Here is a 20,238-nt window from a genome sequence, read left to right as displayed (position 1 = left end):
CAAGGATCGTTCACGGCGCCACTACAGTCATAACGGATATAAAACGGCCGCTACGCATCGCTCGGTTGCGGCTTGAAGGTCGCGACGCGATAGCCGTAGAAAAGAACGATCAGCACGAAGATGCCGGTGGAGACCGGATCGACATAGGTCGAAACGACATCATAGGCCTGACCGAGCAGATAGCCGGCAAGCGCCAGCCCGGAGGTCCAGGCGACGGTTCCGATGAGCGAGAAGATGGTGAAGGTGGAGAGCGGCATACGAGCGATGCCGGCGGGCACCGAGATCAGCGTGCGGATCGTCGGAATGAGCCGGCCGACGAGGATGGCGGTCGCCCCCTTCTCGCGAAACCGCCGGCTTGCTGCGTCCACGTCCGCCTCGGTCAGCGTCAGCCAGCGCCCATGCTTTGCTGCCAGCCGTTTCATCCGCGCTTCGCCGAGCTTTCGCCCGGCATAATACCACGGCATGACCCCGAGCAGCGATCCGATGCTGCCCGCGACGATGACGGTCACGATCGACATGTCACCCTGCGAGGCGCGGTAGCCGGCGAGCGGCATGATGAGTTCCGAGGGGATCGGCGGAAAAATGTGTTCCAGGAACATGAGAAGCGCGATGCCCCACGGGCCGAACATCTGCATCAGGCTTTCAACGATATTTTCCATGGGTCCTCGAACGGGGGTATTATTCCGGCCCCCATGTGATGTTGCTGCGGTGCGAAAGGAAGAGGCCTACCGCACGAGCGTGATCACGTAATCGGCAATAAGCTTGATCGAAAGTATCATCAACGTGAACTGCACGATCTTGAAGAACAGGCCATCGGGGATGACGAGCGTCAGCCGCCGGCCCGCGATCGTGCCGATGATGGCGGCCGGCGCCAGCCAGAGGACCAGCGACGTATCGTAGTTGGAAAACTGCTGCAGCTGCCAGTAGGGAAAGATCTTCGCGACATTCACAATGGCGAAGAGAATGGTGGACGTCCCGGCAAACGTCATTTTCTCCAGCCGCTGCGGCAGCACATACATCTGGTAGGGCGGCGCGCCGGAATGGGACACGAAGCTCGTCAGTCCCGTCAGCGTTCCCCAGAAGAGACCGCCCGGAACATCGGCCTCACGTGCGGCCTTCCGGTAGCGCGCGCCGAACCAGATGTTGAGGCAGAAGAGCACGCCGACGAGCCCAACGAGTGCCCCGATGACCACGGCCGACAGATGGGCGCTGAACAACCAGCCGAGAAAGACGCCGAAGAGTGCTGCAGGCGTCAGGATGATGAGGTTCCTGCGCGAGAAGTCCTTTCGGTAGAGATAGAGCCCAACCATGTCGCTCGCGACATAGATCGGCAGCAGCAGCGCCGCGGCCGTCACCGGCGAGATGACGAGCGCCAGCAGCGGCACGGAAATGGTGCCGACCATCGGCAGCCCGCCTTTGGACAGACCGACCAGAAAGGCGGCGACGACGGCGATGGCGATCACCAGCGGCGTATGTTCGATCATGGAATTGCCGGCGCGGACGCCGCCTTGATGCGAGAGGATGCCGCAATCGAGGCTCCTCCGGAGACTGCGGCGTGTCCGCCGATCTGTTCAGGATCGGCGGCACGTCGTCAAGTCTAAAGCTGCCCGCGTGGGCAGTCCGAGGAATCGTCGAAACTTACCGAACCAGCGCTTCCGGCAGCAGTGCCTGCGGCATGTCCTGATAGCTGACCGGACGCAGGAAGCGATAGATCGCCAGCGTGCCGACGGATGTCGTGCGGCCGTCCGACGTCGCCGGATAGGGGCCGCCATGGACCATGGCCGGGGACACCTCGACGCCGGTGCCGAACCCGTTGACGAGCAGGCGCCCGGCCAGAAGTTCGAGCTTCGGCAGCAGTTTGCGAGCAGCGGTGTGATCCGCCTCGTCGATATGGAGTGCCGCCGTCAGCTGACCTTCCATCGCGTCGATCACCGCCTCGAGTTCCGCGGCATCCGCGCAGCGGATGATCAGACCGGCCGCACCGAAGACTTCATCCTGCAGGTCGTGATGCGCGAGGAAAGCCTTGGCGCTCGTCTCGAACAACGCGGCACGACCCTGCGTCGCAGTGCCTTCCAACCCTTGCGCCAGCGTCTTCACCTCGGCGTGGCCCGACAGGCGGGCGACGCCTGAGAGATAGGCCTTGCAGATGCCGCTGGTGAGCATGGTCTGCGCCGGAATGGCGCTCAACGCTTCGCCGGCCGCCGCGATGAAGGCATCGACCCCGGGGCCGTCGATGGCGAGAATCAAGCCGGGATTGGTGCAGAACTGGCCGGCACCGAGCGTCAGCGAGCCGGCAAAGGCCTTGCCGATGGCGGCGCCGCGAGTGGCCAGCGCATGTTCGAACAGGATGACCGGATTGATTGAACTCATCTCGGCATAGACCGGGATCGGCACCGGGCGTTCCGCCGCAATCTTCATCAGCGCCGTGCCGCCGGCGCGCGAGCCGGTGAAGCCGACGGCGCGGATGCGATGATCGGCGACCAGCGCCTGACCGATGGCCCGGTCCTCATCGAACAGCATCGAGAACGTTCCAGCCGGCAGGCCGCAATCGGCAACCGCCTTCTGCACGGCGCGACCAACGAGCTCAGACGTGCCGGGATGGGCGGAATGCGCCTTGACGATCACGGGGCAGCCGGCGGCAAGCGCCGAGGCCGTATCACCGCCAGCAACCGAGAAGGCCAACGGAAAGTTGGAAGCACCGAAAACGGCGACCGGGCCGACGGCAATGTTGCGCAGACGCAGGTCCGGCTTCGGCGCAGGCTTGCGCTCCGGGTCCGGCGCGTCGAAACGCAGGCTCTGGAATTCGCCGGCCCGTACTTCGGCGGCAAAAAGCCGAAGCTGGCCGACCGTCCGGCCCCGTTCGCCTTCCAGTCGTCCGCGCGGCAGGCCGGATTCGGCCATGGCGCGCTCGATCAGGCTGTCGCCGATGTCGAGAATGTTCTGGGCGATGGTTTCGAGAAACGCAGCGCGGGCTTCGAGCCCCGTTTCGCGATAGATGCCGAACGCCTCCCAGGCGAGCGCTGCGGCTTCTTCCACATCGGCAACCGTCGCGACAGAAAAGACCGTGGGCAGCGCCTCACCCGTGGCGGCGTCGTACCCGGTGATCGCACCGCCCTGCCCGCGCCGCGCCGTTGCACCGATCAGAAGTTCGCCTGTGAGGGTCATGCTCGTCTCCTTGGTCCTGTCATGAGGCAGCGTCCGATGCCACCGTTCGCCACGGCGCATGTCGCACCGCAGCGTGTGGAGGTTTGTATAGGGTGTGACGCTGGCGATTTAAACCGCAAGAGCCGGATTACCGCACCGCCCCGCCAATTTCGGCTTTTGCCACAAGCCAGCGACAGCACGTAAAACGAGCATCAGGTTGAAATGTAATTTATACTTGCATCTGCGTCAGGAGTCTCCCAGAAATAGACGCGTGCAAGGGGGACGAGCGTGCAGTCCGCAGTTGAAACGTTCATTCGTCGGTGGCAGGGACAGGAAGGTGGGCAGGAGCGCGCCAATTACGCCCTGTTCCTCACCGAACTTTGCGATCTCCTCGGCCTGCCCCATGCCCAGCCGGCCGCCGCCAGCACGGAAGCCAACGACTACGTCTTCGAGCGCGTCGTGCGCGAGCCCAACCGCGAAGGCGCACCCACGCGCCGCCGGATCGACCTCTACAAGCGCGACTGCTTCGTGCTGGAGGCAAGCAAAGCCGGATCTTCGGCGACAAGAGCCTGCGCGGCACGGCGGGCTCCGCAGAGAATATGCTGGCCTTCCCCGGCATGGAGCCGCAGACCCGCGGCCGGCGCGGAGCCGGTCGCGCCTGGGACGTGCTGATGCGCAATGCGCGCGCGCAAGCCGAGGATTACGTGCGCCTGTTGCCGCCCGATCATGATCCCCCGCCCTTCCTCCTCGTCTGCGACGTCGGCCACTGCATCGAAATCTACGCGAACTTTCGACGCGACGGGAAGGCCTACGACATCTTCCCGGACCGACGCGCCTACCGCATCTATCTGGAAGACCTGCGCGACGAGGCCGTCCGCAAGCGCCTCGTCGCCATCTGGTCCGATCCGCTGTCTCTTGACCCCGCCCGCCACGCCGCCAAGGTCACCCGCGAGATCGCCACCCGGATCGCCAAGGTCTCCCAAGCACTGGAGAAGGCGGGCCATCCCACGGAAGACGTCGCGATGTTCCTGATGCGTGTGCTGTTCACCATGTTCGCCGAGGACGTGGACCTTCTGCCACGCAACAGTTTCAAGGTCCTGCTGAAGGACTGCGCCGATCGGCCGGAAATCTTTCCCGGCATGATGGAGGAGCTTTGGCGGGCGATGGACGAAGGCGGCTTTTCCGCCACCATCCGCCACCCCGTGCGGCGGTTCAACGGCGAGTTCTTCCGCAACCGCCGTGCCCTGCCCCTCCGGCGCGAGGAGATCGGCGAACTGGCTGCCGCGGCCAACCACGACTGGAAGGATGTCGAGCCCGCCATTTTCGGAACATTTCTAGAGCAGGCGCTCGACCCGACCGACCGTCGTCGCCTCGGCGCCCATTACACGCCGCGTGCCTATGTGGAGCGGCTGGTCATCGCGACCGTCATCGACCCCTTGCGGCTGGAGTGGGCCGGCATCCGCGCGACGGCCGACCGGCAGAAGACCGAAGGCCGGGAGAAGCAGGCGATCGCCAGCGTCCAGGCTTTCCACGACCGGCTCTGCAACCTGCGCATCCTCGACCCTGCCTGCGGCACCGCCAACTTTCTCTATGTCTCGCTGGAGCTGATGAAAACGCTGGAAAGCGATGTGCTGGAAGCCCTGAACGATCTCGGCGGACAGGAAGCCCTGCACGGGCTGGAGAGCCACACCGTGGATCCCCACCAGTTCCTCGGCCTTGAGGTCAACCCCCGCGCCGCCTCTATCGCCGAACTCGTCCTCTGGATCGGCCACCTGCAACTGCACTTCCGCAACAACGGCGGCATCCCCTCCGAACCGATTCTCAAGGCGTTCCACAATATCCGCTGCATGGATGCGGTTCTCGTGTCGCTAGACAATCCTCGTTCGCCGGACTGGCCGGACGCCGACTACATCGTCGGCAACCCACCCTTCATCGGCGGCAAGGACCTGCGCAACCGCATGGGCGATGCCTATGCGGAAGCCCTGTGGGCCGCGCACCCTGAGATGAACGAGAGCGCCGATTTCGTCATGTACTGGTGGGACAGGTCGGCCGAGCTTTTGGCCCGGAAGGGCACCCGCCTCCAGCGCTTCGGCTTCGTGACCACCAACTCGATCGGCCAGGTCTTCCAGCGTCGCGTCATGGAGCGGTACCTTGCCGCCAAAGCGCCGGTCTCGCTGGTCATGGCGATCCCCGACCATCCCTGGACGAAAGTCACGCGCGACAGCGCCGCCGTGCGGATCGCCATGACCGTTGTGGAAGCGGGCAGGCTGGAAGGACGGCTGATGGAGGTGGTCTCGGAAGACGGCGTGGCGACGGATACGCCGGTGATCCTGTTTCGCGAGACGTCCGGCAGGATTAACGCGGACCTGACCATCGGCGCCGATGTGACCGCCGCGGGTGGCCTGAAGGCGAATATCGGGATCTGCTCGCCCGGCGTCAAACTTCATGGGGCCGGCTTCATCATCAGTCGGAAAGAGGCGGAGCACCTCGGACGGGGCAGGCACGCCGGTCTCGACACGCACATCCGGGCCTATCGCAACGGCCGCGATCTGACGAACCGGCCTCGCGAGGTCATGGCCATCGATCTCCTCGGACGAACGCAGGACGAGGTGCGCACGTTCTACCCCGAACTCTACCAGCATCTGAGACTGACCGTGAAGCCGGAGCGGGACCGCAACAACAGGGCGACCTACCGGGACAACTGGTGGATCTTCGGCGAACCCCGCCGTGAGCTTCGCCCGGCCCTTGCCGGTCTGTCCCGCTACATCGCCACGGTCGAGACGGCAAAGCATCGCATCTTCCAGTTCCTGGATGCGGATATCCTGCCCGACAACATGCTGGTCGTCATCGCGACGGACGACTCTGCGGTCCTCGGCATCCTCTCGTCCCGCTGGCACGCGATGTGGGCGGCCGCGCAGGGTGGCACGCTCGAAGACAGGCCCCGATACTCGAAGTCCCGCTGCTTCGATCCCTTCCCGTTTCCCCTCATGGCGGACACGCACCGGAACCCGATCGGCCGTGTCAGTGAAGCGCTCGATGCCCATCGCAAGCGCGTGCTCGCAGCCCATCCGCATCTGACATTGACCAGCCTCTACAACGTGCTCGACCGCATCGTCTCCGGCACGCATCCCGACCGGTTGGAGCCGAGGGAACGCCGGATCTTCGAGGACGGTCTCGTTCTGATCCTAAGGGAGCTGCACGACGAGCTGGATATGGCCGTGGCCGCCGCCTATGGCTGGTCGGCAGACCTGCCCCAAGCCGACGTGCTGGCCCACCTCGTTGCCTTGAACAGGGAGCGCACCCGGGAGGAGAAGCGTGGAATCGTTCGCTGGGTCCGCCCGGACTACCAGATCGAGCGCTTTGGCTCCGAAACCGAAAGGGCGCAGCAGATCGAGGCCGATCTCAGCCTTCCCCAAGGTATTGCCGCGGCAGCAGGCCTTCAGGCCTTCCCTGCCCGTGACGACGCCGCGCAGACCGCGCTCGTCATCGATGCCTTGATTGCCAGCGGCGGTGCCGTCGATGCGGCCGACATTGCAGGCCGGTTCCGCCAGGGACAGCGTATCCGCCCAGCCGTCGCCAGCGTGCTCGCATCCCTCTACCGGATGGGGCTGGTCTCCACCTCGGACATGGGAAGAACGTTCGCCTTCCGCCGCGCTGCCTGAGCTTTGACCAGCGCAGTATCCGCGATGATGGCGCCGGCAACCGTCTGTGCCTGGACGCGGATATCCGGCACCGCCGTGATCTCCCAGAACTGCCCGGCCGTCAGCGCACCCACGGCAAAAAGGCCCGGGCGAGCCCCGCCGCCGGCACCGGTGGCGCGCGACATCTCATCGACCCGCAAGCCGAGGCCCAACCGGTCGGGAACGATGATCCCCTGATCCGCCATTTCGACCAGCAGGGGCGAATGCCCGATGCCGGCGCGCTCCATGCCTGTACAGTTGACCACCCAATCGACCGGTAGGGACACGACATCCTGCAAACCGCGGGGCCGGTAGGCAAGGCACGGCCGATTTCCGTCGATGCCGATATCCCGCAAAAACCCGGCATGAACCTTCACGGACCCATCGCGACGCAGCGCATCGAACTGCTCGAACACCGGCGGCGCGACACGGTGGCGGTGGATGTTCCACCAGGCCAGGGCATGCCGAAGGAAGCGGGACCGCTCGGGCGGGGAAAGCCGCTGCCACAGCGCCTGCGTTCGCGGCCGCAGGCCATCCATCACCGAGCGCCACTCCGCGCCAGCGCGGACCTGGGCGCGCAACGCCTTAAGAATGCCGCTGATCGTCAGAGGGTCGTCGGGAAGATCCGGCAGCACGGCCGTGCCATGATGCCCGGCATGGGCATGCGGCACCAGCCCGCGTCGCGAGAGAACGTGGATCACGCCACGATGCCCCCGGGCCCGCAGCGTCAGCACCTGGTCGATCATCGTCAGGCCCGAGCCGAGAATACAGATCGTGTCGTCCGGCTTCACCTTCGAAAGCCACTTCAGCCGCCACGGATTGCGCACCAGCCGCCGCCGCGCGGCGTCTGCGATCCGCTCCTCCCGAAGCGGCAGGTCTGCAGTGCCGACACCCAGACATAGGGCTACGGCCCGCGCATGCAGGCTCTCGCCATCCGCCAATTGAAACAGCAGCCCGTCATCCTGCGAGCGGACACATCCGGTCGCTTTTGCCCGGATGAAATCGAGTTTGGGGCGCGCATGACGGTCCCTCAGCAGAGAGGCGAGCGTATCGCGAAGATAGAGCCCGTAATCGCCGCGCGAGGCGAACTCGTCGCGCGAGATACCGCGCCCCTGCCGCTCCAGCCAGTTGAGGAAATGATCCGGCTCGTCCGGGAAGACGCTCATGCGCCCCGCCGGCACGTTCAACCGGTGAAGGTGGAACTCGGTGCGGTAGGCGGTGCCCCGGCCAAAGGCCGGATCGTCGCCGACGACCGCGATGGTGGCCGAGGGCGGCAGCGACCGCAACAGGTGAACGCTGACCGCGATGGCCGAAAACCCCGAGCCGACGACCGCAACATCATAATCCAAGAGCAACCCCTCCGTCTGTCTTCGGCGCAGCATCGTGGAGCATCCCGGCAGCAAACCGAGAAGCCTGATGACCGCAACACGCCCAAGGTAGAGACGTCACGGAGTTTGTCGAGTGATTTTATAGACGACACAGTCGAGCCTTCGCCGATACCCGTGCCGACAGCGGGCACCGGTATCGGCGACGACCTCGCAATGAGATCAGGACTGGCTGACCTTCAGCGTCGGGCGATGGTCGCCTGCGATCGTCTCGCCGAACGGCCCGGTATTGATCGACTTTTCACGCGTCCTGACGGGATGCGCCAAAGGCAGGTTCGGCAGGACCAGTTCGCCGAAACGGTAAGCTTCCTCAAGATGCGGATAGCCCGACATGATGAACGTATCGATGCCGATCTCGCGGTATTCCTCCATCCGCGCCTTCACCTGATCGGGATCGCCGACCAGTGCCGTGCCGGCGCCGCCGCGCACGAGGCCGACACCCGCCCAGAGATTGGGGCTGACCTCCAACTTGTCGCGACGACCGCCATGCAGGCGGCTCATGCGGCTCTGGCCCACCGAGTCCATCCGCTCGAACACCTTCTGCGCCGCGGCGATCGTGTCGTCATCGAGATACTGGATGAGTTCGTCCGCCGCGCGCCAGGCCGCTTCCGCCGTCTCGCGCACGATGACGTGCAGGCGGATGCCGAAGGTGACCTCGCGGCCTTCTCGGTCGGCCAGCGCCCGAACCTCGGCGATCTTCTTCGCAACGTCCTCCGGCGGCTCGCCCCAGGTCAGGTACTTGTCGATGGTGCGCGCCGCAACCTCCTGCCCGATACCGGAAGAACCGCCGAAATAGAGTGGCGGATGCGGCGTCTGGTAGGACGGGAACAGCACGCGCCCATCCTGGATGTCGAAATGCTTGCCCTTGTGGTTGACCGTCTCGCCCTGCAGCAGCGCCTTGTAGATATGGAGGAACTCCTCCGTCACTTCGTAGCGCTCGCCATGGGCATAGTGGATGCCGTCGCCCTTGTTCTCGATCGGATCTCCACCGGTCACGACGTTGATGAGCACGCGGCCTTCCGAAATCCGGTCGAGCGTCGCCGTCATGCGGGCTGCAAGCGTCGGCGACAGCAGGCCGGGACGCACGGCGATCAGATATTTCAGCTTTTCCGTGAGCGGTGCCAACGCCGACGCGACCACCCAGCTGTCCTCACAGCTCTTGCCGGTGGGGATGAGCACCCCGTAATAGCCAAGCGAATCGGCGGCCTGCGCAACCTGCTTCAGATAGGCGAGATCGACATTGCGGCCGCCGATGGTGGTGCCGAGATAGCGGCTGTCGCCATGGGTCGGCAGGAACCAGAGGACGTTGATTTTTTCAGGGGCGGAAGTCATGGCGATGTCTCCAGAACGGATGAATGCTGTGCCCGGCCCTTGCGGATATCAGCAGGGGCCGAGGCGGAAAGGGAGTGATTGAGCGCGCTACGAACCCGCGCCCGAGCTTGATCGAAATCGGCACCGCCGCGCTGGTGCGGCCGTGCAATGACGATCTCGTCGAGGATACGGCCGGGCCACGGCTTCATGACGATAACGCGGTGGGCAAGCGAAACAGCCTCGTCGATATCGTGCGTCACGAGGATCATGGTCGCCTGCGTCTCCGACCAGATATCGAGGAGATGTTGCTGAAGCGTCTCGCGCGTCAAGGCGTCGAGCGCGGAAAAGGGCTCGTCGAGCAGCAGAACCTCCGGCCGGGTCACCAACGCGCGGGCAATGGCGACGCGCTGCGCCTGCCCGCCGGAGAGCGCCTTCGGCAGTCGGTCGCCATAGGCCTCCAGGTTCACGCGACAGAGCGCCTCGTTGATCCGCAGCACCTGCTCGGCCCGTGGCAGATGCGCGAGCCCGAAGCCGACATTGTCACACACGCTCAGCCAGGGCAGAAGGCGCGGCTCCTGAAAGATGAGGTTGATCAGCGGATGCGGCTGCTCGACCGTCTCGCCGTTGATGCTGACGGTGCCCGTGGTTGGCGTGTCGAGCCCGCCGATCAACCGAAGAAGCGTGCTCTTGCCGCAGCCCGAACCGCCGATAACGGCCACGATCTCGCCCGGCCGCGCGTCCAGCGTAAAGCCGGCGAGCGCCTGCACGCCGCCAGCATAGGTTTTGCCCAGTCCGGTCAGCGACAGCATCAGAGACCTCCCCGGCTAAAATTGTCCTGCCACGCAATGAGCGGCGCGGTCGCGCCCACCAGTAGCGCATCCGACAGCTTGCCAATGACTGCGAAAATGAGGATCGCCGCCATGATCTGGTCCGGCTTGCCCAGTTGCTGGCCATCCACGAGAAGATAGCCGAGGCCTTCCGATGCGCCCATGAACTCCGCTGCGACGACGAACATCCAGCCGAGCCCGAGCCCCGCCCGCAGCGAGACGATGAACGCCGGCAGCACGGCGGGAAAGAGAATGCGCCGAACGAGATCGAACCCGCTCAGCCGAAAGATCCGCCCGACCTCGACGATCTTGCGATCGACCGAGAGCAGCGCCGTAGACACGCCGAGATAGACGGGGAAGAACACACCCGTCGCGATCAACACCACCTTGGACGTCTCGAAGATGCCGAACCAGAGGATGAACAGCGGCACCCAGGCGATCGACGGGATGGCGCGCAGCGCCTGCAAGGTCGGATCGACCGCCGCATGCACGAACCGGAAATAGCCGGTAAGGCTCCCCGCAAGCGCACCGGCCGCGGCACCGGCGAGAAAGCCGAGCAGCACGCGCAGACAGGTCGAGGCGATATGGTCGGCAAGCTGCCCCGCCGTCCAGAGGTCGGCGAGCGTGGCAAGGATGCGCGACGGCGGCGGAACGAGCCGCCCGCTGGCGAGCCCGCTATCGACCGCCAGCTCCCAAAAAAGAAACGCGCCGAGCGGCAGTGCGACGGCAAGGGCGAACCGAATGAGCGCACCGCCCCAGCCGCCTGCCGAAGGGCGCAGCCAGGATGCCCGTCGCGAAACGGCCGCCGTGTCCGCCCGCCCGTCGCCGACGCCCGCTCCCAGCCCTGCTTCTGCCGCGCCGATGGTCATTACTGAATAAGGTCCTGACTGAAGCTTGGGTCGATAAGGTCGGCCACGGTCTTGCCGATATCGGCATCGGCCGGCAGAACGCCCGCCTCTTGAAGAGCGAGGCCTGCCTTGGTGATGGTCTCGGCCTGCACGTCGCCGATGCGCGCTGTGGAGAGATCGGTGCGCTCCAGCTGACGGTCGATGACCGCCTCGGGCAGCTTTGCGGCTTCGATCAGCGCCGCCTTCAACGCAGCGGGATCGGCCAGCGCCTGCTTGCGCGCCTCCTCATAGGCGGCCAGAACACGCTTCACGATCTCGGGATGTTCAGTGGCAAAGCTTTCCGGCGTGTTCAGCACGCCCCAGCTGTTGTTGTCAGGCTTGCGATAAAAGAGCTTTGCGCCCTCCTCCACTTCGGCTGCCGCCATCAGCGGATCGAGACCCGCCCAGGCATCGACGTCGCCGCGGCTCAGCGCCAGCCGGCCATCGGCGTGCTGCAGCAGCACGAACTTCACGTCTTTCGATGTCAGCCCGGCATCTGCCAGCGCCCGCACCAGAAACACATGCGGATCCGTTCCGCGCGTGACGGCAACCGTCTTGCCCTTGAGATCGGCGACGCTCGCAATCGTCGAATCCTTGCCCGTTACCAGTGCCGTCCACTCCGGACGCGAATACACATAAATGGACTTGATGGGATTGCCGTGGACGCGGGCGATCAGCGCCGCAGCGCCGGCCGTGGACCCGAAATCGATCGACCCCGCATTCAGATATTCGAGCGCCTTGTTGGACCCGGCAGACTGGACCCAGCGAATGCTGATCCCGTCCTTCTCGAACGCCTTTTCCAGCAGGCCTTGCTTCTTGAGGAGCAGACTGACCGGATTATAGGTGGCCCAGTCGATCCGGATCTCCTTCACATCGGCGGCAAGCGCGCCGCTCACGGCCCCGGCAAGCACCACGCCGGTGGCAATGCCGAGTGCCAGGAATTTGCCCAAAATCGTTGCCATGTCGCCCACCGTCCTCTCGCCGCCGGCCGCTGCCGGGAAAGATCAGGAAGGTAGAAAGGAGACATGCCGGGAAGAAGGAATGGCTTTCTATTATCTATCAAATCCTTAGAATTTCTACGTTTGCAGCGGGCCCGCATTCGGTGGAAAGTGCGCCAACTCGAAGCGAATGGATGTGATACCCTCATGACGATCACCGATGTGCGCCTGTCTGCCGCGGTTCAGGCAGGCCATCCCAGGGTTGGCGCCCGCAAGAGCATCGCCATCATCGGCGGCGGGTTTTCCGGTGCGGCGGTCGCCTATCACTTGGCCGGAAACGCCGACATCGCCTTCCAGACCGACATCGTCGTCTTCGAGCCCCGCGTCGAAATCGGCCGCGGCCTTGCCTACGATACCGCCGATCCGGCCCATCGCATCAACGTGCCTGCAGCCCGCATGAGCCTGCGCCCGGACGAGCCCGAGCACTTCGCAGCCTGGCTGGAGCGGACGAACGCGACCGCCGAAGACAGCCAGGCGAGACGCCCGGACGGCGCGCTCTACCCGCGACGCGGCATTTTCGGCGCCTATGTCGCCGACAGCCTGAAACCACACATCGAAAGCGGCGCCGTGCGCCACGTCCGCTCGGCCGTGACGGTGGTGCGCAGCGTTGCCGGCGGATGGGAAATCGAGGACGACACCGGCACGCGCCACGACGCCGCACTCGTGGTCATCGCCACGACGCATCCACCACCGGCCCCGCCCCGCGCGCTCGCCGAGGCGCTGGGTAACCATCCGCGCTTCGTGCCCGATCCGACACGACCTCGCTCCCTCGCCGCGATTCGCCCGGACGACGATGTCCTCGTCGTCGGAAACGGCCTGACGTCCGCCGACGTCGTCGCCTCGCTCACGGTCACCGGTCATCATGGCCGCATCCTCTCCGTCTCGCGCCGCGGTCTGCGCTCGCGCGGCCATGCGCCGTTCCCGCTGGAACCCTTCGGCGACTTTCTCACCCCACCGCCCACCTCTGCCCGCGAGCTCGTTAAACGCGTCCGCAACGCGATCCGCACGGCGGAAGCCTTTGGCCTCACATGGCATGCCGTCATCGATCAGGTTCGCACACAGGCCGCCACCTTCTGGCCCTACTTGCCGATAACGGAACGCCGCCGGATCGTTCGACACCTCCGGGTCTTCTGGGACGTCCATCGCTTCCGCATCGCCCCGCAGGTCGAGCAGGCCCTCGATACGGCGATCGAAACGGGCCGTCTCGACATCGTCGCAGGCTCCGTCCGGCAGGCCCTTATCGAGGGTGACCGCATCCGCGTCACGCTGAAGCTGAAAGGGTCGGCCAGCACCATCGAACGCCTCTTCGACGCCGTGGTCGTCACCACCGGCCCCGCCCATGGCGGCATTCTCGACAGCCAGGGCTGGCTGCGGGATCTCCGGGACGCCGGCCATCTCCGCCTCGACCCGACCGGCCTCGGCATCGATTGCGACGCGGAATCCCGCGCGCTCGACACGGATGGCAAGCCGGACGACAGCCTCCTGATCTCCGGTCCCCTTGCCCGCGGTCGCTTCGGCGAACTGATGGGCCTGCCGCAGGTGAGCGAGCACGCCCGCCTCGTCGCCGCCCGCGTCGCCGACGCACGCATAGCGCAACGGCACGCCACCGGGATCACCGCACCGTAAGAGCCAATAAAAACGGAAATCCATTCCCGGTGCGATGCCCGCAGTGGCATTCTCTTCTTTGTCTAGCATTCAAGTAGACATTATCGTGCCGGCCTATCGGAGATGGGCAGCACATACGTATCTGCCACATCGCCCGCGCCGAACACATGCCGGCAGCTTCGAGCCCGGCCATTCCGGAAGGAAAATGCGATGAGCCTTGCCAAGACCTCTTCAGCCGCAAACGGCGTCAGCGCTGCAGCCAAAGCGCCGCTGTCCATCGTGCAGTTCGATGGAACAGAGCAGTTGAAGCAGGCCATGCGCCACGTCGCCGCCACGGTCTCCGTCATCACCGCGGGCACGGACGACCGGACGGGCGCCACGGTCACCTCCGCCACGGCCCTGAGCGTCGATCCCCCGACGATGATCGTCAACATCAACCGCTCGTCCTCCAGCTGGCCGGTGATCGCCCGCCACGGCCATTTCTGCGTCAACATCCTGTCGGACGACCAGCAGGACATCGCCGATCGCTTCGCCGGAAAAGGCGGCCTCAGAGGCCCCGCCCGCTATGACGGCGCCGAGTGGACAACACTCGCCAGCGGCGCCCCCGTCCTCAGCGACGCCCTCTCCGCCATCGACTGCGAAGTCGAGCACATCATCGAACACCACACCCACGCCATCATCATCGGCCGCGTCCTCGCCATCCGGCAAAAGGAAGGCGCACCCTTGCTCTACCACAATGGTGGATACGGCACGTTCCGGGGGTAGAGGGAGCCCGTTCGGGGTGGCTTCGGGACTATTCGCGAGAGACTCGATGGCGAGGTCCAGGCTTTTCCGGACGGACGACGGCGCTCAGCAGCATGGCTGCTAAAGGCGCGCTATCAGCACAAGTTCCGCAGCCGCGCTTGCCCCTCGCAGTGAAATTTGCGAGAAAAATCGTCAAATTATTTCAATAACTTAATAAGAATGGTGGGCCCGGAGGGACTCGAACCCCCAACCAAGCGGTTATGAGCCGCCGGCTCTAACCATTGAGCTACAGGCCCTGACGGCGGTGCCGTTGCGCGAGGTCAATGGTGGCCTCCGCGGGATGGCTTTAGCGGAATTTCGGGATTGTCACAAGGGACCGCCGTATTCCCTTCACATTCGGCCCGCAACAAGGTTGCAGGGACGAAATAGATGAAGAGAAAGAACCTGATATGACCTCAACGCTCCGCCTGCGCCGTGCCCTTCCGGCTGGCCTCGCTGCCACTCTCGCGTTCGCCCTGGCGACCACGGCGGCCCTGCCCGCTTTCGCCCAGACACCGCCGCCGCCGCATCGCGAGGCTGTGATCGAGGTCAGCGGTGAGGGACGCGCGGCTGTCGCGCCGGATATGGCGATCCTCTCCTTCAGCGTGGTGACGGACGGCAAGACGGCGCGGGAAGCGCTCGACGGCAACTCGAAGGCGATGACCGATGTGCTGGGCGCACTGCGCACCGGCGGCATCGCCGATCGGGACCTCCAGACCTCCGGCTTTGCGGTCAATCCGCAGTACCGCTACCCCGAAAACAACAACGGCACCGAGCCCCCGACCCTCATCGGCTATCAGGTGGCCAACACGCTGACCGTGCGTCTGCGCGAGATCGCCAAGCTGGGCGCGATCATCGATCAGGCCGTGACGCTCGGCGTCAATCAGGGCGGCAGCATCCAGTTTACGAACGACAAGCCGGAGGCAACGCTCAACGAAGCCCGCAAGGCCGCCGTTGCCGACGCGATAACCAAGGCGCGGACGCTTGCCGAAGCGGCGGGCGTCAAACTCGGGCGGGTGATCGAGATCAACGAGAATGCCGGTCGCCCCGAACCGATGCCCATGGCCCGCGCCATGGCCAAGGATATGGCCGAAACGTCCGTTCCGATCGCCAACGGCGAAAACAACTATAACGTCACGGTGAACGTGACCTTTGCAATCGATCCCTGATAGCAAAGGTACAAGCGGCGAGCCTTGTCCCGGCTCGCCGCTCCGTCTCTGGTGGACAGGAATATCCATCGCCACTCGTGAGATCCCAGGCCGGGCGGCGACGGAGGAGCTTCGCGCCGGAGCAGAGGGACGGTGTGCTGTCAGGCTCTCTCCCTTTTCCCTGCGAATTCTCATTGAGAGTACCCATCATTGAAAAAGCCTGCCGGCTCCGTTTGGACCCAGCAGGCTTTTCGATTCTTGCGATCAGCAACCCGAAGGTGCCTATTGCAAGGCCGATGGCTCGATTACCGGCCGAGAGCGGGGCATCCCCGGACATTTGCGAATGTCACCGTGCGGAAACCGCCGCGGAAGCGGCCTTCGACGACGACGCGGCGCGGGGTGACGTCGACCACGCGGGGGCGGCGCAGGCCGTAGGCGCTGGCCTTGTCGGCAGCAAGCCACGGTGCGCAACGACCACGGCGATCACGGCCCCAGTCGCGGCGGTCGCGATCGTGGCGGTTGCGCGACCAGTCGCGCTCGTCGCGATACTGAACATCGACCACGGAGCCGGAGTACAGGCCGAGACGGATCTGGTCGGCGGAGGCGGTGCCGGCAAAGGCGGAAAGGCCGGAGACGCCGATCAGCGCAGCAACGGCAAGTCGGGTGATCATGGTTTTCATGGAGCGTTTCCTCGATCTTCTGGAGCGCACCGGCGTCGCCGCAGGGCGTTCATTTGTTGCTCGCCGTCTTCCGGCGAAGGACCCCTTTCTAGCGCAAGGAAGCTGAACGCAGGTAAAATCGCACATTCACGTACCGTTTATTTTGAACGAGTCGCACGAAGAGATGCGCTCTAGCGCAGCAATTGCTGCTCGAAGATGCGGATGTTGCGGTAGTGGGTGAGACGCGTCACGCTCGGCCCGTCGAACTCGAAGACGAAGACGCTCGGGATCGAATAGGATTGCCCGCTTGCCGGGGGAAAGCCGGCCATGCTTTCGCGATAGTGTCCGCGCGCCGTGACATCCACGGCGACGCGCTGGCCAAGCTGATCGCGCATCGGCACCATATCGACGAATTCTTCGTCAAAATGCCGGAAGTAGCTCATGATCGCCAGGCGCAACGGATGCGATCCGATGGCGCGCTGTCCGGTCAGGGTATCCAGTGCCGCATCCTCGTCCAGAAACCCTGCGATCGTCTCGAAATCGCGGTGGTTCAGCGCCTCCATGAAGCGCTGCGCGATCGTCTGTACGTCGATCATCTCTCCTCCATCGTCGTCCGCCCGCGCTTTATCAAAGCATAGGCCCATGAGAAAAGATGATGTGGGAGCGGCCGATGTCAAGCAGTGGTCTCGTTCGGACCGTTTCCGCACGGCCGGAATTAATGCCCCCGACTAACGTCCCAGATGAAGCACCACCTCGCGCCGATGCGGGCGCTGGCGATGTTCGAAGAGATAGAGGCCTTGCCACGTGCCGAGCACCAGGCGCCCCGCCGATACGGGAATACCGATCGACACGGCGGTAAGCGCCGCCTTGATATGCGCCGGCATGTCGTCCGGGCCCTCGTCGGTGTGAATGACCCAGCGCATCGACGGGTCGTCGGACGGCGGTACGAGGCGCGAGAAAAACGTGTCGAGATCCCGCCGCACATCCGGATCGGCATTTTCCTGGATAAGCAGCGAGCAGGAGGTGTGACGGACGAACACCGTCAGCAAGCCCTCCTCGAGCCCGGACTGTCGCACGAAGGCCTGCACCTCGCCGGTAAACTCGTAGAGCCCCGCGCCGCGGGTCGATACGGTCAGCATGGTTTGTGGCATGACATCTCCCGGACGCTGATGGATCGGCGGAAGCCCGCTCTATATCTGAACCAGCGTGTTGAACCCACCATAGATCATTCTCTGCCCGTCGAACGGCATGGCCTCCGGATCGATCTTCAGTCGCGGATCCGCCATGACCTTCGGCACGATCAGATCCCGCTCGGCCTTGGAGGCGTAGACGATCCAGGCGAAGATCACCACCTCATCCCCGGTTGCCTGCACGGCGCGGGGAAACGAGGTGACCTGCCCATAGGGCAAATCGTCGCCGACGCATTCCACGTAATCCAGCGCCCCGTGCGCCTTCCAGACCGCGCCGGCCGCCCGCGCCAAGTCCGCATAGGCGTCGAGCCGATCCCGGCGCACGGCGACGATGAAACCATCGACGTAGGTCATATCTCTTCCTTTCACGCGCATAAGCGTGCGGTCATTATGGCAAAAGAAGGCGAAGGCTGGCGAGATGTTCCGCAACGAGGGGGAAGCCGACCGCAAAGGTGCAATCTTAATCCGCCGGGAGACGGCGGTTGGCCCAGGTACTACGCGGAATCGCTCCGCCAAGGGCAAAGCGGAAGGCCGTGATCGTATCGAACGTGGCGTTGACGGTGCATTCGAACGTAATCTCGCGCCACACGCCACGGGATCGGACGGCGCCACCGCGGGCGCTGAGATGCTGCCCGGAGATCAACCCGCCATTCCTCCCGAACACCTTGATAATTTCCGGGACAAACGCCGCGCTGGAGTGTCGTGTCTGCTCAAGCGCCTCGATGCTGCAGATCTGCACGAGACGTACGTCCGGCGGTAACTTGTCCAAGGCGCCGCGCACACGTGGATCCGCCAGAATGTTCTTGGAATAGAGGGTCTTCGCCGGCTTCGGTGCCGGCGCCGGGGTGGGCTTTGCCTGCGGGATGGCGGGCGTGGCGGGAACGTAGGCCGCCTGCTCACTTGGCGTCATCGGTGAGTCGTCCGCGCTCTCGGGCGGCGGAGCGGCTGGCGTTTCCTCTGGGCTCTTACCATCCTCACGGGGAGGTGTTTCGCGCAGAGGCTGCTGCTCTTGCTCGGCAGAAGGTGCCTCGGCGGGCTTCGGTGATGCCGGGGGAACGGCCTCCCCCTTTCCTTCGTCCGACGTGGTCGTGCCCACGAGGATCTCCGGTACGGCTGACGACGTCTCCGTCTGTTCGGGCGCTGGCGCTGGCGTTGGTGATGCGGCCGCACCCGGCGTCGGTTCCGTGACAGGCGCTTTGGCCGTGGCGGGAGGTGCCGTATCCGATTTCTCCGCGGCTTGCGCAGGGCTCCTTGATGGCGCCCCGACCGGCTCGGGCGGTACCGTATCAGCTTGTTTCGCCTCACCATCCGGGGCCGGCATATCGACGGGGTCCGGTGGCGCATCCGGCTCCGCCGCTGCAGACGCTTCGAAGGGCTGCGATGGCGCGGCGGGCGGCGTCGGCTCGGCTGGAGCTGGTGTCGCGCCGGATGGTGGCGGAGGAGATGCGGGCTCCGGCTTGGCGGCAGCGGCCGGCGACCGCGGTGCCTTCTCCACTTTCGTCGCCTCAGGCTCTGGCTGCGGTGGCGGTGGTTCCGGCTCGGGCACGATTTCCACGGTGACGCTCGGCTCGACGGGCGCCTCCGCCGTTTTCTCGGGAAGTTGCAGGAGGAACGGCGCAACCACGGCGGCATGGAGCGCGAGCGAGGCGAGGATCGCCAGGAGAGGGTTATCGTACCGCCGCTGAGAAGAATCTGATGTCACGGGGATGGACATAGGCACTTTCCGCCGCAAGACCAAGCGGAGGGCGGTCTCGCCGGCATTTTCTCACCACGGATAACGATCAGCTTCCTGCCTGCGCAGGTTCAAAGCCAAGATCCCAAGACATCCGCGCCATGGCGATGACATCGGCATAGGCACCGTTGCGAAACGCATAGGCCCGCAACAAGCCCTCGCCGCGAAAGCCAGCCCGCTCGTAAAGCGCAATTGCGCCCGCATTGTCGGAAAACACCGTCAGTTCCACGCGCCGGATCTGCAGCCAGTTGAAAGCCGCATCCAGAAGCGCATCGAGCAGAGCGACGCCGATACCCAGCCGTTGAAAATCATCATGAACGCCGAGGCCGAGAATGGCGACATGCTGGCGCCGGCCGGTCTGGCGGTGCAGGCCGCCCAGCCCGACGATCCGCCCATCGAGCTCGGCCACCACCACCGTGGATGCCGCCTCCCCGCCTGACCCCAACCACCGGGCCGTTACGTCTTCGCTTTGAAACGGTAGCCTTTGCGTACCCGCGCGATAGAGCGGAAGATTGGAAAGCTCCGTGATCCCCGCGACATCGCGCTGCTCCGCCGCTCGAAGTCTCAGCCCCTCGGGAAGACGACGATCGGCATGAGGATGGGAGAACGGTGATGGATCAGGCATGGATCGCTCCTTGAAGGGTCAAGGGCGAGCCGTCACCGGGCCACCCTTTGGAAGGGGGCACGGACGGCGGAACAGACGATCAGTCCGGACAACGCTCCGCACACCCCATGCGGGATGTCACGATGCAGGTCGTCATGAAGCAGATGCGGTTCATAAGGCAAAGCGTATGCAGCTTACCGCCGACAGTCAAGGCGGCCGGCAGGCACCTCAGCCCATAAACGAAAACGGCGCCCGCTTGTCGCGGGCGCCGTATCTTTCTCTGGT

Annotated in this window: 19 protein-coding genes and 1 tRNA gene; 5 read left to right on the top strand and 15 right to left on the bottom strand. The window is 64.8% G+C overall.

The window, feature by feature from the left end:
* Nucleotides 1-50: 50 nt before the first annotated feature.
* The 3 genes from G8E10_RS12065 to G8E10_RS12055 all read right to left on the bottom strand — a co-directional run bounded on the left by G8E10_RS12065 (nucleotide 51) and on the right by G8E10_RS12055 (nucleotide 3,165).
* Nucleotides 51-659, bottom strand: coding sequence for a DedA family protein (locus tag G8E10_RS12065; RefSeq protein WP_167129160.1), 609 nt, complete (start codon nucleotides 657-659; stop codon nucleotides 51-53).
* A 66-nt stretch (nucleotides 660-725) separates the two neighbouring features.
* Nucleotides 726-1,484: a sulfite exporter TauE/SafE family protein gene (locus G8E10_RS12060; protein ID WP_167129157.1), complete on the bottom strand. Its 759-nt coding sequence runs from the start codon at nucleotides 1,482-1,484 to the stop codon at nucleotides 726-728.
* Nucleotides 1,485-1,638: 154 nt separating this feature from the next.
* A complete protein-coding gene (locus G8E10_RS12055; protein WP_167129155.1) occupies nucleotides 1,639-3,165 on the bottom strand; it encodes an aldehyde dehydrogenase (NADP(+)) in 1,527 nt (508 codons plus the stop codon).
* Nucleotides 3,166-3,432: 267 nt separating this feature from the next.
* Here G8E10_RS12055 and G8E10_RS25940 point away from each other — a divergent pair, with 267 nt between their 5' ends.
* Nucleotides 3,433-3,816: a type IIL restriction-modification enzyme MmeI gene (locus tag G8E10_RS25940; RefSeq protein WP_281517538.1), complete on the top strand. Its 384-nt coding sequence runs from the start codon at nucleotides 3,433-3,435 to the stop codon at nucleotides 3,814-3,816.
* Nucleotides 3,744-6,806 carry a class I SAM-dependent DNA methyltransferase gene (locus tag G8E10_RS12050; RefSeq protein ID WP_281517537.1) on the top strand — a complete coding sequence of 1,021 codons (3,063 nt, stop codon included), beginning with the start codon at nucleotides 3,744-3,746 and terminating at the stop codon, nucleotides 6,804-6,806. Before G8E10_RS25940 ends, G8E10_RS12050 begins: the two co-directional genes overlap by 73 nt.
* Here the strand turns inward: G8E10_RS12050 and G8E10_RS12045 are convergent.
* From G8E10_RS12045 to G8E10_RS12025, 5 genes are all read right to left on the bottom strand, one after another.
* Nucleotides 6,740-8,173, bottom strand: coding sequence for an FAD/NAD(P)-binding protein (locus tag G8E10_RS12045; RefSeq protein WP_167129153.1), 1,434 nt, complete (start codon nucleotides 8,171-8,173; stop codon nucleotides 6,740-6,742). The two genes, G8E10_RS12050 and G8E10_RS12045, sit on opposite strands and share 67 nt — an antisense overlap.
* 198 nt (nucleotides 8,174-8,371) lie before the next feature.
* A complete protein-coding gene (gene ssuD, locus G8E10_RS12040) occupies nucleotides 8,372-9,541 on the bottom strand; it encodes an FMNH2-dependent alkanesulfonate monooxygenase (RefSeq protein ID WP_110733999.1) in 1,170 nt (389 codons plus the stop codon).
* A complete protein-coding gene (locus G8E10_RS12035) occupies nucleotides 9,538-10,329 on the bottom strand; it encodes an ABC transporter ATP-binding protein (protein ID WP_167129151.1) in 792 nt (263 codons plus the stop codon). Before G8E10_RS12035 ends, ssuD begins: the two co-directional genes overlap by 4 nt.
* Nucleotides 10,329-11,216: an ABC transporter permease gene (locus G8E10_RS12030; protein WP_167129149.1), complete on the bottom strand. Its 888-nt coding sequence runs from the start codon at nucleotides 11,214-11,216 to the stop codon at nucleotides 10,329-10,331. The genes G8E10_RS12035 and G8E10_RS12030 overlap by 1 nt, the downstream gene beginning before the upstream one ends.
* Complete coding sequence (locus G8E10_RS12025; protein ID WP_167129147.1) at nucleotides 11,216-12,196, bottom strand: aliphatic sulfonate ABC transporter substrate-binding protein; 981 nt, start codon at nucleotides 12,194-12,196, stop codon at nucleotides 11,216-11,218. The genes G8E10_RS12030 and G8E10_RS12025 overlap by 1 nt, the downstream gene beginning before the upstream one ends.
* A gap of 183 nt (nucleotides 12,197-12,379) precedes the next feature.
* Between G8E10_RS12025 and G8E10_RS12020 the strand changes: the two genes are divergently transcribed.
* Both G8E10_RS12020 and G8E10_RS12015 read left to right on the top strand, forming a co-directional pair.
* Entirely contained in the window at nucleotides 12,380-13,858 is a 1,479-nt protein-coding gene (locus G8E10_RS12020) for an FAD/NAD(P)-binding protein (RefSeq protein WP_167129145.1), read from the top strand.
* 189 nt (nucleotides 13,859-14,047) lie between these two features.
* Entirely contained in the window at nucleotides 14,048-14,602 is a 555-nt protein-coding gene (locus tag G8E10_RS12015; protein ID WP_110799277.1) for a flavin reductase family protein, read from the top strand.
* Between the two features lie 199 nt (nucleotides 14,603-14,801).
* Here G8E10_RS12015 and G8E10_RS12010 read toward each other — a convergent pair.
* A tRNA-Ile gene (locus tag G8E10_RS12010) sits at nucleotides 14,802-14,877 on the bottom strand.
* A gap of 153 nt (nucleotides 14,878-15,030) precedes the next feature.
* Between G8E10_RS12010 and G8E10_RS12005 the strand changes: the two genes are divergently transcribed.
* A complete protein-coding gene (locus tag G8E10_RS12005; protein WP_167129143.1) occupies nucleotides 15,031-15,789 on the top strand; it encodes an SIMPL domain-containing protein in 759 nt (252 codons plus the stop codon).
* 284 nt (nucleotides 15,790-16,073) lie between these two features.
* Here the strand turns inward: G8E10_RS12005 and G8E10_RS12000 are convergent, their stop codons facing one another.
* From G8E10_RS12000 to G8E10_RS11975, 6 genes are all read right to left on the bottom strand, one after another.
* Nucleotides 16,074-16,448: a hypothetical protein gene (locus tag G8E10_RS12000; protein WP_167129141.1), complete on the bottom strand. Its 375-nt coding sequence runs from the start codon at nucleotides 16,446-16,448 to the stop codon at nucleotides 16,074-16,076.
* A gap of 170 nt (nucleotides 16,449-16,618) precedes the next feature.
* Nucleotides 16,619-17,023 carry a nuclear transport factor 2 family protein gene (locus tag G8E10_RS11995; protein ID WP_167129139.1) on the bottom strand — a complete coding sequence of 135 codons (405 nt, stop codon included), beginning with the start codon at nucleotides 17,021-17,023 and terminating at the stop codon, nucleotides 16,619-16,621.
* 132 nt (nucleotides 17,024-17,155) lie between these two features.
* Nucleotides 17,156-17,578, bottom strand: coding sequence for a secondary thiamine-phosphate synthase enzyme YjbQ (locus G8E10_RS11990; RefSeq protein WP_167129137.1), 423 nt, complete (start codon nucleotides 17,576-17,578; stop codon nucleotides 17,156-17,158).
* A gap of 39 nt (nucleotides 17,579-17,617) precedes the next feature.
* Nucleotides 17,618-17,971: a DUF1428 domain-containing protein gene (locus G8E10_RS11985; RefSeq protein ID WP_167129134.1), complete on the bottom strand. Its 354-nt coding sequence runs from the start codon at nucleotides 17,969-17,971 to the stop codon at nucleotides 17,618-17,620.
* Between the two features lie 106 nt (nucleotides 17,972-18,077).
* Nucleotides 18,078-19,331 carry a DUF930 domain-containing protein gene (locus tag G8E10_RS11980; protein ID WP_167129132.1) on the bottom strand — a complete coding sequence of 418 codons (1,254 nt, stop codon included), beginning with the start codon at nucleotides 19,329-19,331 and terminating at the stop codon, nucleotides 18,078-18,080.
* 67 nt (nucleotides 19,332-19,398) lie between these two features.
* A complete protein-coding gene (locus G8E10_RS11975; protein WP_167129130.1) occupies nucleotides 19,399-19,974 on the bottom strand; it encodes a GNAT family N-acetyltransferase in 576 nt (191 codons plus the stop codon).
* Between the last annotated feature and the right edge of the window lie 264 nt (nucleotides 19,975-20,238).

This window comes from Ferranicluibacter rubi (assembly GCF_011603255.1).
Lineage (GTDB): Bacteria > Pseudomonadota > Alphaproteobacteria > Rhizobiales > Rhizobiaceae > Ferranicluibacter > Ferranicluibacter rubi.
This window is presented reverse-complemented; position numbering and strand designations above follow the sequence as displayed.